A 13,166-nucleotide genomic window follows, 5' to 3' on the forward strand; every position below is an offset into this window, starting at 1 on the left:
CAGGTCTGACCAGCTCAGCCGAGGCTCTTGCGGTACCAATTGGTGGCGTTCGGGTTGTCGTTGTACGGCGGTACGTCCACGTACCCGGAGCGCTGGTAGAGCCGGCCCGCCGCCTCCAGGCTCGAGTTGGTGTCGAGCACCAGCTCCGTGGCCCCGAACTGCCTGGCCCGCTTCTCCAGCTCGGCGAGCAGCAGGCTGCCCCAGCCGCGGCCGCGCACCTGCGGTTGCAGCCAGAGGTGTTTGGCCTCGAATCGCACAGCGCCATCCGCTCCGTCATCGATGCGCCGGATGCCGCCGCAACCCACGAATGTTCGCGGTTGGGACTCCTCGCTCACCAGCAGGAACAGGCCGCGCGGGGGCACAAACTGTTCAGGCGGCGGAAACGTGGTGCGGTAGCCTCCCGAGCTCGGGAAGGTGGAGGCGCGATCACTGAAATACTGCGTGAGCAAGGCGATGGATCCAGCATCCGTCACCGGCACATCCGTGAACTGGGGCATGCCTCAAGGGTACGTGGCGGCGGGGCGGAAGACGATGTCCCCAGCCTCGGTGCTGCGGTCGGGCACGGTGGTCGGCGCTTCGAGGTGCACGGCGCCGCTGGGCAGGATGCCCGCACCGCCGAAGCGTTCCATCACCCGCCACTGCGCCACCACGTCTTCGCCCACATGACTGGACGGCAGCGTGCTCCAGAAGTCGAATCCGCCGCACTCGACCAGGAGCTGCCGGCGGAACAGCACACAGCCGCCCACCCAGGCGATCTTGTAGGCCAGCCAACTGCCCCTGTCGATGGTGAGCTCACCGGCCACGTGGGTGAGATTGGCCGCGTTGTGCAGGGTCATCCGGTCCACCTGCGGGGAGTCGCTGCGCAGCACCTCCGGACGCACGGCGTCGTCCCACAGCTCGAAAGGTTCCCGCTGGGCCGGCCGGCTGTCGTGCAGGTAGGACAGCCCCTGCACCGCCGCCCCGACGAAACCGCACCGCAGGGTATCCAGGGCATCGGACAGGCGGGCCAGCATGCCAGGTTCCAGCCACACGTCGTCGTCGAGGAAGAGCACAGCGTCGGCCACCGACTGGTCGAGCAGGAATTGCCGGTGTTCGGCGAGTCCGCGCCGCGGCCGGTGCACGAGGTAACGCACCTCGCGGCCCTGGGCACGCAGTACCCGCAGCATCGCGGCCACCGCCGGCCTGGATTCGGAACTGGTCTCGGACTGCTCGCTCACGGTGACGCTGAACGGCGGGTCGTCCTGACCGGCCAGACCTGCCAGCGTCACGGCGAGCTCCGCCGCCCGGTCCACGGTGGGAATGAGTACCTCGAGGCGCGCCGCCGACTGCTCCGGCGGCAACGCCCAGGCACCGGACCAACGCCGGGAGGTCACGAGTCGGCCGCCGTCGCTCGCGGGGAGGCCGACCCGAGGATGCGGTTGACGATGGCTGTCGTGGAGTGCGCGGGAACGTAGTCCACAATCCGCACCTCCCCGCCGTAGGACGTGACCACCGGGGCCTCGTCGAGCATGTCGGGGGAGTAGTCGCCGCCCTTGGCGTACACTTCCGGGCGCAGGGCCTCGAGCAGCGGAATCGGTGTGTCGGTGTCGAACACGACGACGTAGTCGACGCAATCCAATGCCGCCAGGACGGCGGCCCTATCGGCGACGGGGTTCACCGGCCGGCCCGGTCCCTTCAACCGCCGGGTGGAGTCGTCGCCGTTGACCGCGACGACGAGCACGTCGCCAAGCCTGCGGGCCTGGCGAAGGTACGCGACATGGCCGCGATGCAGCACATCGAAACAGCCGTTGGTGAACACGACGCGCCTGGCGGCTTGCCGTTCCGCCCGCATCCGCTCGGCCAGGGCCTCGGCCGTCAGCACCGGGTCGGTGCTGCCGCCGAGAGCGTAGACCAGGTCGGCGGTTGAGCAGACCGCGGTGCCCGGCCGGCGCACCACGACGTCGGCCGCCACCTGGGCCAGCTCTGCGCTGACCGGCCAGGACAGGCCGGCGCCGCGCGCCACGGCGAGCGCGGCAACGTAGGTGTCACCGGCGCCGGCGGCGTTCTGCTCGGGGGCGGGCGATGTGCGGGTGCGGTACCGGAAGGTGTCCGGACCGAGCAGCAGGCTGCCCTCCACGTCGAGGGTCACGGCGACCATGCCGGCGCCGGTGCGGGCGCGCAGCTCGTCAGCATGCTCGAGGAAGAAGTCGGCTCGATGGTCGGCCGGAGGACCAGGGCGGCCCAGCGCCCTGGCCGCCTCAGCGGCGTTGGGGGTCACCAGCTGGGGTGCGAGCACTGCCCAACGCACGGCGTCGTGCGCGTCGACCACGATCAGCGGCGCCGAATGGTTCTGGGCGGCCAGTTCGCGGATGCCGTCGGCGTCGAACAGGCCCAGACCGTAGTCGGCGAAAACATCCGCCGCCGACCCCACCCGGGCGCGCCGGGCGGCGTCGAGTACCGACCGGCGGGCGTCGCCGGGCAGAGCACCCCGGTGCGAGTCGTCGACTCTCACCAGGGTCTGGCCGCCGCTCACGATGCGGGTCTTGGTGGCCGTGCTGACGCCGGGGTGCACGATCAGGCCCGCCACGTCGATGCCGGCGTCGCCGAGAGCCCGGCGCAGATCGCGTCCGGCGTCGTCGGCGCCGACCAACCCGACCACGCGCACCCTGGCGCCGAGGGCCGCGAGATTCATGGCGGTGTTGGCCGCCCCGCCCGGCCGCAGAACCCGGGCACGCAGGTCGACCACCGGCGCCGGTGCCTCCCGGCAGAGCCGGTCGCTGGTACCGCTCCACCACATGTCGAGCAGGAAGTCCCCGATCACGGTGATCGCGGGCGCGGCCACCCGCAGGTCGGCGGGCAGGTCAGGCCAGAGCGGCACGGAGCCGCGCTCGGCGGACCGCTGCTTGGGCGAGGAATCGTTCGTCACCCTGTCCTCCCGGCTTGGGGTCTCGCTGGTGCACGGTGGCTTTTCTGTCGGAGCCTGCAGATCCCATACCCACATCCGCTGACCGGCACACCCGGGTTTCAATTTCTGCCGTCGGGGGCACAACCAAGGAAAGGACCTCGCAGCCTGGACCGGTGGAGCCCGAGCGGGCCGAAACGAAGGAGCCACCATGGCCGACCGGCAGGACACCCCCGCAGGCTCGCCGGTGGTCTTCGGAGACGTGCTGGCACCATTCGCCGATGTGCAGCGCATCGCCGTACTGCGGGCGGGCGGGCTGGGCGACCTGCTGGTCGTCGAACCCGCGCTCGCCGCCCTGGCCGCGGCCTACCCGGCGGCCGAGCTGACCCTGCTCGGAACCGGCGCGCAGCACCGGCTCCTCGAGGGACGACCGGGACCAATCAACAAGGTGGAGGAACTGCCCGCCGGGCGTGGCCTGCGAGCCGGGGCAGAGGACCCAGCCGAGTACCAACGATTCGTGCGGCGGATGCGCCGGCGGAGGTTCGATCTGGCTGTGCAACTGCACGGCGGCGGCCGGAATTCCAACCCGTTCCTGCTCGACATCGGAGCACGCCACACCGTGGGCATGCGAACGCCGGATGCGCCGGCGCTGGAACGAACCCTGCCGTACGGGCACACCCAGCACGAGCTGTTGCGTGCCCTCGAGGTGGTGGGCTTGGCCGGGGCGGCACCGGTCACGCTCGGGCCGGCCCTCGCGGTCACGGCAGCGGAGCGCCGCCGAGGCGTGCAGCTGGTGCCGGCCGGGTCAGGGCCGGTGGTGGCCATCCACCCCGGCTCGACCGACCCGCGTCGACGCTGGCCGACCGAGAGGTTCGGCCAGGTGGCCAAGGCGGCGCTGTCCGACGGTGCGAGGGTGGTGGTGCTCGGCGACGAGTCGGAGCGCGGCATCGCCCGCGACGTGGTGGAGGCCGCCGGCCGGCCGGCCGAGGGAGTGGCCCCCACGCTGTCGCTCGCCGGAAGCATCGACCTGCCGGGCCTCGTCGGCGTGCTCGCCGAAACCGACATCCTGGTCGCCAATGACAGCGGTCCGCGTCACCTGGCCCAGGCGGTCGGAGCGGCAACGGTGAGCCTGTACTGGATCGGCAACCTGCTCACCGCCGGCCCGCTGCTGCGCGCACGGCACCGGGTGCACGTGTCCTGGGCGATGGCCTGCGGCCGGTGTGGTGCGGACTTCAGCAGCCCGGTGCGGTGTGAGCACGATGACTCCGTCGTCGCCGGACTGCCGGTGCGGCCGGTGATCGACGACGTACGCGAGCTCATGGCCAGGAGTCGTCCTCCTCGTGGGTGATCACCAGCTCACGCACTTCGCATCCCGTCGGCTGGCCCAGCGCAAAGGTCACCGCCGCCGCGACCCTGGCGGGGTCGTTCAGCCTGGAGTCGTCCTGGGGCCGGTATTTCTCGTCGCGGTCGTCGAAGAACCTGGTGGCCATGCCGGCCGGGATCAACGTCGTCACACCGATCTGTCCGCGCGTCTCGGCCGCCAGCGCCCGGGTGAAGCCGATCACGCCGAACTTCGACGCGCAGTACGCCGTGGCGTCCGAGACAGCCTTCAGTCCGAGGGAGGACGCGACGGTGACGACACGACCGTGGGTTTTCAGCAGGTGCGGCAGGGCGGCCCGCACGACGTTCGCGGTGCCCAGCAGGTTGACCATGATCACCCGCTCCCACTCCGCGGCCTCCACCTCGTCCAGGCGCCCGCACCTGTCGATGCCGGCGGCCGTGACCACGGCATCCAGCCCGCCCAGCGCCTCCGCCGCCTCGAGCACGGCGGCCGCGACCGCAGTCCGGTCCGACACGTCGACAGCGTAGGAGAGGACCCCGTCGCCGGGCACCTGGTCCCGGTCGAGCACGACGGGTTGGCCGCCGGCCGAGCGCACCGCCGCCACGACGGCGGCGCCGAGCCCGGAAGCACCGCCAGTGACGAGAACGCGGCCGGGACGGGGGAATGAGTCATTCATGTATAGCTCCTCGGGTCGGGATGGTCGGGATGGTCGGGGTGGTCGGGTGTGCGGTTCACGAGCGGAAGGGAGCGGAGGGCACTAGCCGACCCTGGCGAGGGCGCCGGCGAGAAGGGTGGTCGACCTGGCCGCGATGTAGGGAACCGTCACGCTCTGCCCGCCCCAGCTCTGCACCAGGGCCGCCTCCGGCAGGGTCGCTCCGGCATAGTCGCCGCCCTTCACCCACAGATGGGGCCGGATGCTGCCCAGCGCTGTTTCGGGTGTGTCCTCGTCGAACACCAGCACGGCATCCACGCACTCCAGGGCCAGCAAGAGGTCGACCCGGTCCTGCTGGCCCAGAATCGGCCGGTGATCGCCCTTGAGCCGGCGCACCGAATCGTCGGAGTTGAGGCAGACGATCAGGCAGTCGCCCAGGCGCCGGGCCGCCGCCAGGGTGCGGGCATGGCCGGCGTGCAGCAGGTCGAAGCAACCGCCTGTCGCCACGACGGTGCCGCCGGCAGAGCGCACGGCCCCGGCCAGCTCAACGGCGCCGAGGGCAGCATCCGGAGCGGGGCCGGCCGGCCGGCCGAGAGCGGACACCCCGCCTGCGGTGAGGAACACGCCCGCCGCCTGCACCGCCGCAGCCACGGCGTCGGCCAGGCCGGCACCGCCCGCCAGCGCCAGAGTCAGCGACGCGGCGAACCTGTCGCCGGCACCGCAGACATCAGCGGCTCCCACCGCAACTGCCGGCACCAGCAACGGGAGCGCCGGCCCGCCGGCCGGTCGACCGGTGGCCGGCTGCGTGAGCAGCAGAGCGCCGAGGGCGCCCAGCGTGACGACGACCGAGCCGCATCCCCAGGATGCAGCCAACGCTCCGGCGGCGTCGGCGGCGCCGGTCACCCCCTGCGCGGCGTGGCCGGTGAAGGCCGCCGCCTCGGCGAGGTTCGGGGTGACGACGGTGGCCGACGCCACCGGGCGGGCGCCACGCGGGTGCGGGTCCCACACCAGGGGAACACCGGAACGTCGCCGCTCGAGGGCTGTGCGCAGAGCCGGATCGGCGGCCAATCCGCGCCCGTAGTCGGACACGATGATCGCATCCGCCCCGGCGACGGACTCGAGCATCGCGGCGGTGACCCGCGGCGCGGCAACGGCACCGCATCCCTCGTCGAGGCGGGTCACGGCGTGGTCGTTGGTGCGCACTCGGGTCTTCACTGGCGTGGGCCCGGAGGAGTGCCCGGCGATGGTGCGCACGCCGGCGAGGGCCCGGCGCATGTCGTGAGAGCGGGCGTCGTCGGACAGCGCGGTGACCAACTCGACCTCGGCGCCGTCCGCGGCGAGCAGAACCGCGACCAGTCCGGCGCCACCGGCCCGCACCGACGAGCCGGTGACGTCGACGACGGGCACGGGCGCGTCCGGGCTGAGCCGTTCACTGGTGCCGCTGATATCCACGTCCAGGAGCACGTCGCCGACCACGACGATCCTCATGGTGTCGACTCCGTGCCGCTCCGGCTGCGATCCAGCTGCGCCTCGAAGGCCAGGCAGAGCGCGTGCACGGCAACGAGCTGCACCTCCTGCACGGTGGCGGCCGGCCCGGGCAGCAGAATCCGGTCGTCGGCGGCGTCGGCCAGCGGGTTCGGACCCGCCCCGGTGATCGCCCAGACCACGGTGCCGGCGGCCCGGCCCGCCTGCGCCGCGCGCACCAGGTTGGGGCTTCGACCACTGGTGGACAACAGGATCAGAACGTCCCCGGTGCGGGCGTGCGCGCTCACCTGCCGGGCGAAGACCTCCTCGAAACCGTAGTCGTTGCCTATCGCCGTCAGGCTCGACGTGTCGGCGTGCAGGGCTATCGCCGAGAACGGTGCTCGCTCGCCCTGGTAGCGCCCGACCAGTTCGGCGGTGAGGTGTTGGGCCTCGGCCGCCGAACCGCCGTTGCCCGCGGCCAGCAGCCGGTGCCCGCCGAGCAACCGCCGGCAGAGCTCCCTGCCCCACCCGTCCAGGCGGTCGGCCTGGGCGGCGAGGCCGGCGGCCACGGCGGCGAGCTCGTCGATGTGCGCGGTGACGACGGCACCGGGCGCCGGTGCCAGCCGCGGCCGCGGGCGGGTGGCGGGGCCGGGGCTCATGGGCGGTGCCCCCGTCGGCCGACGACGGTGACCGGTGGAGCCGCGAACGCCGCCGCCGTTCTGCTGAAAGTGTCTTCGGGCACGGCGGGCGCGCCGCGGGGCACGGGATCGGCGAGAACCCTGCGGTAGACGTCGACGGTGGCGGCCGCGATCCGGTCCCAGGAGTAACCGTCGGAGACCCTGGCACGGCCCGAGGAGCCCAGGGCGGCGGCCGTCTCGGGATCATCGAGCAGCCGGCCCACGGCGCGGGCGATGGCCGGCGCATCCTGGGGTGGCACGTGAATGCCGGTCACACCGTCGACGACGCTGTCGCCGAGCCCGCCGACCCTCGCCGCGACGACGGGCACCGCGCAGGCCATCGCCTCCAGCGGCGTGATCCCGAACGGCTCGTACCAGGGCGCGCAGACGACGACGGCCACCGAGCGCAGGATGGCCGGCAACTCGGCCTGCGGAATCTGGCCGCGCAGGATCACCTGACCGCTCACCCCGTGCGCTGCGGCGACGCCGAGCAGCCGGGCACCGTCGGGATCCTCGTGCATATCGTTCTGGGAACGCCCGCCGCCCACGATGACGAGGTCGACGTCATCCCGGCCGGCGTCCCTGAGTAGCGCCAAGGCCGCGATCACCAGGTCGACGCCCTTCCGAGGCACCAGCCGGCCGACCACGGCGATTCTGGTGCGGTTCTCCGGCACCGGCTCGCGGGGGCCGTCCGGCCTGAACAGGGACAGGTCCACCCCGCAGGGCACCACGGACACCGTGGCGGGGTCAACGCCCATCGCGGTCAGTTCAGTGACCTCGTCCGTGCAGGTGGCGATGATCGCAGCAACGCTCTGCCCCACCCAGGGTTCCAGGGTGCGTCGTTCCCGTGGGCTGGTGTCGTCACGACCCTGGTATCGCCGCTTGACGGTGCCGAGGGCGTGAAAGGTCTGCACCACGGGGATCCGGTCGTGGCCGGCGGCGCCGAGAGTCTCCACCGCGGCGAGGGAGACCAGCCCGGACATCCAGAAGTGGGCGTGCACAAGGTCGGGAGGAGTGTCGGCCCAGTCCGCGGCGAGCCCGGCGGCCAGCTCGGGCAGGTAGGGGAGCAGGTCGTCCTTGGGCACGGCAACCGGCGGGCCGGCGAGCAGATGCACCACCTCGACACCGGGCGCGGCGTGGACCCGGTCGGGCAGGGTGGCGTCGTCCCTGCGGGTGTAGACCGTCACGGTGTGGCCGAGTTCGGCCAGGGCGCAAGCGAGCGCGGCGACGTGCACGTTCTGCCCGCCGGCATCCACGCCGCCGAGCGCGGCAAGGGGACTCGCGTGTTCGGATACCAGGGCGATTCTCATCGTCTACTCCCGTCTCTGCTGATGACCGCGGTCTCTGCCGATGTCACCGTGTCGTCTCGAGGGCCGCCGGGATGGTTGCCGGCCGTGCCCGGCGCTCGCCGGGTCAGGTCGCCCAACACCTCATCCCACCGGGTGAGGAAAGCTGCCAGGCCGTACCGCTCCAGCGCCGCAGCCCTGGCCAGCCGGCCGCGGCGCCTGGCCTCATCCGGCTCCTCGAGGAGCAGGCGGGCGGTGGCCAGGAGGTCGTCCACACTGGTGGAGAGGGCACCGGCTTCGGCGGGCACGGCCCTGACCGCCTCCGTGCTGGCCAACACGATGACGGGAATGGCCAGGTGCATGGCCTCGATCAGCGAGAGGCCGAGCGACGTCCAGCGGGCCGGGTGCAGGTAGAGCCGGTGCCTGGCGAGTTCGGCGTGCAGTCGCCCGGTGGGGAGGTCACCGCAGTGCTCGACCCGGCCGGGCGGAAGCGCACCGTCGGGGATTCCGAAGACGTCCACAGGACCTGCCGCACCGAACCGGGGGAGCAGGTCGGTTCCGGTGACCCGCCAGCGGCGCATGGGCTCGTTGATCACGGCGGCCATCCGGGGCAGTTCGCCGGTGTACAGCGCGCCGGGGTCGACGATGCCGTGTTCGATGACAGTGCTCGGCGCCCGGCCGCAGTCCCAGAACAGGTCGTTGAAGTGGCTCACGTGCACGACCGGGATGTCGCTCCGGTCGGCGAGCACATGCCTGCTGTTGGGCACGTCGGCCCGGGGGGTGTTGTGCTCCACGAACACGGCGGGCAGGTCCCGGCCGGGGCGGCGGCCGAGCCACTCGGCGCACAAGTCGATCTCCCGGGGGCGCTGCAGCACCACAACGTCGACGTCGGTGGTGCGGAGATCCCGCACGGGCACCTCGCGGGCCCGCTCCGGCCAGTCGCGGCCCGAGCGGCCGAGGCCCCACGGGTCGCCGGGAACGGTGACCGGCAGCAGGTAGTCGTGCGCGCCCCGGACGAAGGCATCCGCCCACGCCCCGTGCACGTGCCAGAGCAGAATCCTCATGCCGCCCCCTCGTCGCCGGTCGGCCCTGCCGACGCCGCCGGGCCGGCCTGCCGGCCCGTACGGGAGAGCAGGCGCAGCGTCGCCCGCGCGGCATCCTCGGCGGTCACTCCGGTGAGGCACGGATGTCCGGGCAGCGGGCAGATGCGGGCGCGGCTACCCCGGCAGGGGGCATCCTGGTCGCCCAGAATCTCGCTGTCGACCCCGTACGGCGCCCACCGCACCGCGGGGACGACCGGGGCGAACAGGCTGACCACGGGCGTGCCTACCGCGGCGGCGAGATGGGCGGGGCCGGTATTGCCGGTGATCACGGCGGCAGCCCCGGCCAGGAGCGCGGCCAGGCCGGCGGCGTCGGTGCGCCCGCCCAGGTCGACGCCATCGGTTCCGGCCACGAACCGGGTCAGCTCCCTCTCGCGCGGGCCGCCCGTGACGGCGACCCTGAAACCGCAATCGGCCAGCATCGCCACCAGCGACCGAAAATGCGTGGCCGGCCAGCTCCGGGCCGGGGCGTCAGTGCCCGGGTGCACGACCAGGTAGGCCAAGCCGGAGGAGCCTGGTCGAAGTGGCATCAGTCCGGGCTGCGTGGCGCCGCCCCGGATGTCGGCGGACACGGCGGGCAGCAGGCGCAGGCGGCCGTCATCACCGGCGGGCAGCGTATACCCGGCGGCGGCGGCGATCCGCAGTGCCCGCAACGCCTCCGGCTGGTCCTCCGGAAAGTCCTCGCCGGGCCGGAGCCGCACATCCAGGAGACTGCCCGCGTAGTCCACCGAGGCGCCGACGATGGTGGCAACCCCGGCCAGGCGTAGCAGCAGGGCCAGGGGGAGGGGGGACTGGTGGAAGGAGGTGAGGATCACAGCCTCGTCGGGAGCGCAGGTGCGCACCAGCTCACGTAGCTCGGTGATGTGCTCGTCGGTCGGTGCCGGGGCGGGGTCCGCGATCCACGGGCAGGACCAGGTGAGAACCCTGTGCACTCCGGGCAGGAGCCGGCCCGCCGGGGCGCCCTGGGGACCGCACAGCAGCCACACCTCGCTGGCCTCGCCCAGCCGGCCCGACGCGACGGCCCGCACCGCGGGCCCGGCCAAGACGACATCGCCCAGGCTGTCCAGCCTGGCCACGAGCACCCGGCGGGTCACTTCAGCCTCCCACAGGGCAGGTCGGCCAGGAGCTCATCGACGGCGGCGAAGAGGTCGGGTGCGACGACGGGGGCTCCCAGGATCTCGCCGAAGCGGGTGTGCGGGGTGGGCACCAGGATGGAGCGGGCGCCGGCGGCGGTGGCGGCGTCGACGTCGGAGCCGATATCGCCGATCACAACCACCTGAGCGGTGCTGAGCCCGAGCCGGTCGGCCGCGCGCAGGATCAGGCCGGGCTTGGGCTTGCGGCAGGAGCAGTCGTCCTCCGGGGCGTGCGGGCAGACACACCACACGTCGAAGCCGCCGAAGATCTCGTCGACGCGCCGGTTCACCCTGTCGGAATCCTCGGGGCTCACCAACCCACGGGCCAAGCCGGACTGGTTGGTGACGATGCCCGCCAGCAGCCCGCAGCTGCGCAACAGCTTCAGCGCCGGTATCGCCGTCGGCATCGGCTCGACCCGGCCCGGATCGTCGTTGTACGGCACGTCGACCACCAGGGTGCCGTCCCTGTCGAAGAGCACGGCCCGGGTGCCTGCGAAGCCTGCCTCGGTCATGGTGAACCTGTTCCCCCGGCGGGGCCGGACTAAACGTCGGCCGAAGAGCACTGGCGCGGCGGAGAAACGCTGCCATGGTGGGGGCATGTCAGATCTGTCCGTCGGACCGGCCCCGGATTCCGACCGGCCCGTGCTGGTGGTGCTGCGCGCCTTGGGGCTCGGCGACCTCCTGACCGCGGTGCCGGCGTTGCGCGCCCTGTCCAGGAGCTGCCCCGAACACCGGCTGGTGCTCGCGACGCCGAGCTGGCTCGAGCCCGTGGTGAGCCTGGTCGGCGGCATTCACACTGTGCTGCCCACATCCGGCGTGCAGGCGCCGATCGGGATGCGCGCGGGCGTCGCCGACATCGCGGTGAACCTGCACGGTCGTGGCCCGGTCAGCACGCGCTTGCTCGACGCTCTCGCCGCGCGGCGCAAGATCGGGCATCGCGAGCCCGGCTGGCCGGGGCCGGCCTGGCAGGACGGCCTGCACGAGCGGGTGCGCTGGTCCCGGTTGATGGAGGCACACGGCATGCCGGCGGACCCCGGCGACATCAGCATCGCCCGGCCGGTCCTGCCCGGTGCTCTGCCCGGTTCTCTGCCCGGTTCTCTGTCGGGCGCCGCCGTGGTGCACGTGGGCGCGGCCTATGCCTCACGGCGCTGGCCGGCCGATCGTTTCGCGGCCGTGGCCCGCTCCCTCAGCGATAATGGGCGACTGGTGCTGGTCAGCGGTGGCGCCGCGGACCATAGTCGGGCCGCTGCGGTCGTGCGAGCCGCCGGGCTGCCCGGAGGTGCCAACCTGGCGGGACGGCTCGGCCTGGCCGAGTTCGCGTCACTCATCGCGGACGCGGGCGTGCTGGTGTCCGCAGACACCGGCGCTGCGCACCTGGCCAGCGCCTACCGAACACCCTCCGTGGTGCTGTTCGGGCCGGTGCCGCCGGCCCTGTGGGGGCCGCCGGCCGACGGACCGCACATCGCCCTCACCGGCGACCCGCACCGGGCCGGTGACCCGTTCGCCGATCACCCGGACCCGGCGCTGCTGGCCGTGACGCCGGCCGACGTCATCGCCGCCGTCGATTCCCTCGGCCGGGCGGGCTGACCGCGCCCGGACACATCCGGCGTTGACGTCGGGTTCATCTCCAGGCGCAACTTGGCCAGGATGCCGCCGAGCAGGCGGGACACCTGCATCTGGGTGACCTGCAACTCCATGGCGATCTCGGCCTGGGTCCAGTCCTCGAAGTACCTCCGGTAGACGATGTGCCGTTCCCGATCGGTGAGCCCACGGCAGGCCTGCACCACGAGCACCCGCATTTCGGCTCGCGCGAGCAGGGCATCGTCACTGGCGAGCACCTCCAGCAACGAGCGCGGGTGGGCGGGATCGTCGCTATCGGCATCCTGTCCGACATCGAGCGACGCCGGCCGCAGACTGCCCTCGCTCTGCAGCGCCTCGGTCACCTGGCCGAGCCCCACCGAGAGCGCGGTGGCGAGGTCGCGGGCAGACGGCTCGCGGCCGAGGGTCTGGATCAACCACTGGGTCTCCACGGCGATCCGGGCCCGCAGGTCCTGTACGGTGCGGGGTGGTCGAACGAACCAGCCGTGATCGCGCAGGTGACGCTTGACCTCCCCGGCGATGGTGGGCACGCAGTAGGCCACAAAGTCGCTGCCCTTGTCGAGGTCGAAACCCTTGACGGCCTTGATCAGGCCCAGACTGGCTACCTGTTTCAGGTCGCTCCAGTCCGAACGCGGGCCCGCGTAGCGCCGCGCGACGACCTCGGCGATCTCCAGGTGGTCCAGAACGATGCGCTGGTGGATGCCGAGCCTGGCGTGAGCCGGGCAGTCGGCTGCGGCTGCGAACAGGGCAGCGGTGCGCTGACGCCTGAGTTCATCGGCTTCCCTGCGGCGGGAGACCGAGCGTTGTGGTGACTGGGCCGGGACGTCTCCGGCGGATGGATCGGCCACGCTGACACCTCTTCCGGCTCGGTGCGGAAGCGCTCTCGTACTCCCGCATTGGGACAAAGGGCATTGCAGTCTTTCCCGACAGATAGAAGCACTGCTTCTCCGCCTTCTCAACCTGCCGGCCTGCACGCTGGCCCGGCTTCGGTCGGGCCTTCTGTGCCGATGCCGGCTGTTCGGCGCCCTGACT

General features: G+C 72.5%; 13 protein-coding genes. 2 read left to right on the forward strand and 11 right to left on the reverse strand.

The features are described from left to right. Positions 1–14: 14 nt before the first annotated feature. The 3 genes from ACEN2M_RS12235 to rfaE2 are packed head-to-tail and all read right to left on the reverse strand — an operon-like array spanning position 15 to position 2,905. Positions 15–497, reverse strand: coding sequence for a GNAT family N-acetyltransferase (locus ACEN2M_RS12235; protein ID WP_441648408.1), 483 nt, complete (start codon positions 495–497; stop codon positions 15–17). Positions 498–500: 3 nt separating this feature from the next. Continuing rightward, positions 501–1,373: a glycosyltransferase family 2 protein gene (locus tag ACEN2M_RS12240; protein WP_441648409.1), complete on the reverse strand. Its 873-nt coding sequence runs from the start codon at positions 1,371–1,373 to the stop codon at positions 501–503. Further along, a complete protein-coding gene (rfaE2, locus tag ACEN2M_RS12245) occupies positions 1,370–2,905 on the reverse strand; it encodes a D-glycero-beta-D-manno-heptose 1-phosphate adenylyltransferase (RefSeq protein ID WP_441648410.1) in 1,536 nt (511 codons plus the stop codon). The genes ACEN2M_RS12240 and rfaE2 overlap by 4 nt, the downstream gene beginning before the upstream one ends. A 187-nt stretch (positions 2,906–3,092) precedes the next feature. On the opposite strand from rfaE2, the gene ACEN2M_RS12250 reads away from it, so the two are divergent. Beyond that, positions 3,093–4,229: a glycosyltransferase family 9 protein gene (locus ACEN2M_RS12250; protein WP_441648411.1), complete on the forward strand. Its 1,137-nt coding sequence runs from the start codon at positions 3,093–3,095 to the stop codon at positions 4,227–4,229. Here the strand turns inward: ACEN2M_RS12250 and ACEN2M_RS12255 are convergent. From ACEN2M_RS12255 to ACEN2M_RS12285, 7 genes are all read right to left on the reverse strand, one after another. Next, complete coding sequence (locus ACEN2M_RS12255) at positions 4,198–4,899, reverse strand: SDR family oxidoreductase (RefSeq protein ID WP_441648412.1); 702 nt, start codon at positions 4,897–4,899, stop codon at positions 4,198–4,200. The genes ACEN2M_RS12250 and ACEN2M_RS12255 overlap by 32 nt on opposite strands. A gap of 81 nt (positions 4,900–4,980) precedes the next feature. Then, positions 4,981–6,363 carry a PfkB family carbohydrate kinase gene (locus tag ACEN2M_RS12260; protein WP_441648413.1) on the reverse strand — a complete coding sequence of 461 codons (1,383 nt, stop codon included), beginning with the start codon at positions 6,361–6,363 and terminating at the stop codon, positions 4,981–4,983. Then, positions 6,360–6,998 (reverse strand): D-sedoheptulose-7-phosphate isomerase, encoded by a 639-nt coding sequence (locus ACEN2M_RS12265; protein WP_441648414.1) that lies wholly within the window; start codon positions 6,996–6,998, stop codon positions 6,360–6,362. The genes ACEN2M_RS12260 and ACEN2M_RS12265 overlap by 4 nt, the downstream gene beginning before the upstream one ends. Further along, complete coding sequence (locus tag ACEN2M_RS12270) at positions 6,995–8,326, reverse strand: glycosyltransferase (protein WP_441648415.1); 1,332 nt, start codon at positions 8,324–8,326, stop codon at positions 6,995–6,997. Before ACEN2M_RS12270 ends, ACEN2M_RS12265 begins: the two co-directional genes overlap by 4 nt. After that, positions 8,323–9,366: a glycosyltransferase gene (locus ACEN2M_RS12275; protein WP_441648416.1), complete on the reverse strand. Its 1,044-nt coding sequence runs from the start codon at positions 9,364–9,366 to the stop codon at positions 8,323–8,325. The genes ACEN2M_RS12270 and ACEN2M_RS12275 overlap by 4 nt, the downstream gene beginning before the upstream one ends. Further along, positions 9,363–10,496, reverse strand: coding sequence for a glycosyltransferase family 9 protein (locus tag ACEN2M_RS12280; RefSeq protein ID WP_441648417.1), 1,134 nt, complete (start codon positions 10,494–10,496; stop codon positions 9,363–9,365). Before ACEN2M_RS12280 ends, ACEN2M_RS12275 begins: the two co-directional genes overlap by 4 nt. Beyond that, complete coding sequence (locus ACEN2M_RS12285) at positions 10,493–11,047, reverse strand: D-glycero-alpha-D-manno-heptose-1,7-bisphosphate 7-phosphatase (RefSeq protein WP_441648418.1); 555 nt, start codon at positions 11,045–11,047, stop codon at positions 10,493–10,495. Before ACEN2M_RS12285 ends, ACEN2M_RS12280 begins: the two co-directional genes overlap by 4 nt. An 85-nt stretch (positions 11,048–11,132) precedes the next feature. On the opposite strand from ACEN2M_RS12285, the gene ACEN2M_RS12290 reads away from it, so the two are divergent. Then, the gene (locus ACEN2M_RS12290; RefSeq protein ID WP_441648419.1) at positions 11,133–12,122 is read left to right on the forward strand and encodes a glycosyltransferase family 9 protein; all 990 of its coding nucleotides are present in this window, start codon (positions 11,133–11,135) and stop codon (positions 12,120–12,122) included. On the opposite strand, the gene ACEN2M_RS12295 is transcribed toward ACEN2M_RS12290, so the two are convergent. Beyond that, positions 12,044–12,982, reverse strand: a complete 939-nt coding sequence (locus tag ACEN2M_RS12295; protein WP_441648420.1) for a sigma-70 family RNA polymerase sigma factor — start codon at positions 12,980–12,982, stop codon at positions 12,044–12,046. The two genes, ACEN2M_RS12290 and ACEN2M_RS12295, sit on opposite strands and share 79 nt — an antisense overlap. Positions 12,983–13,166 lie beyond the last annotated feature (184 nt).

This window comes from Cryobacterium sp. W22_MBD10_FK3, assembly GCF_052113745.1.
Classification (GTDB): Bacteria; Actinomycetota; Actinomycetes; order Actinomycetales; family Microbacteriaceae; genus Cryobacterium.

What these genes read in the sequence shown, in the direction of transcription:
- ACEN2M_RS12255 (WP_441648412.1), bottom strand. Translation starts at nt 4,899, where the DNA reads ATGAATGACTCATTCCCCCGTCCCGGCCGCGTTCTCGTCACTGGCGGT.
- ACEN2M_RS12260 (WP_441648413.1), bottom strand. Translation starts at nt 6,363, where the DNA reads ATGAGGATCGTCGTGGTCGGCGACGTGCTCCTGGACGTGGATATCAGC.
- ACEN2M_RS12250 (WP_441648411.1), top strand. Translation starts at nt 3,093, where the DNA reads ATGGCCGACCGGCAGGACACCCCCGCAGGCTCGCCGGTGGTCTTCGGA.
- ACEN2M_RS12285 (WP_441648418.1), bottom strand. Translation starts at nt 11,047, where the DNA reads ATGACCGAGGCAGGCTTCGCAGGCACCCGGGCCGTGCTCTTCGACAGG.
- ACEN2M_RS12275 (WP_441648416.1), bottom strand. Translation starts at nt 9,366, where the DNA reads ATGAGGATTCTGCTCTGGCACGTGCACGGGGCGTGGGCGGATGCCTTC.
- ACEN2M_RS12265 (WP_441648414.1), bottom strand. Translation starts at nt 6,998, where the DNA reads ATGAGCCCCGGCCCCGCCACCCGCCCGCGGCCGCGGCTGGCACCGGCG.
- ACEN2M_RS12270 (WP_441648415.1), bottom strand. Translation starts at nt 8,326, where the DNA reads ATGAGAATCGCCCTGGTATCCGAACACGCGAGTCCCCTTGCCGCGCTC.
- ACEN2M_RS12235 (WP_441648408.1), bottom strand. Translation starts at nt 497, where the DNA reads ATGCCCCAGTTCACGGATGTGCCGGTGACGGATGCTGGATCCATCGCC.
- ACEN2M_RS12290 (WP_441648419.1), top strand. Translation starts at nt 11,133, where the DNA reads ATGTCAGATCTGTCCGTCGGACCGGCCCCGGATTCCGACCGGCCCGTG.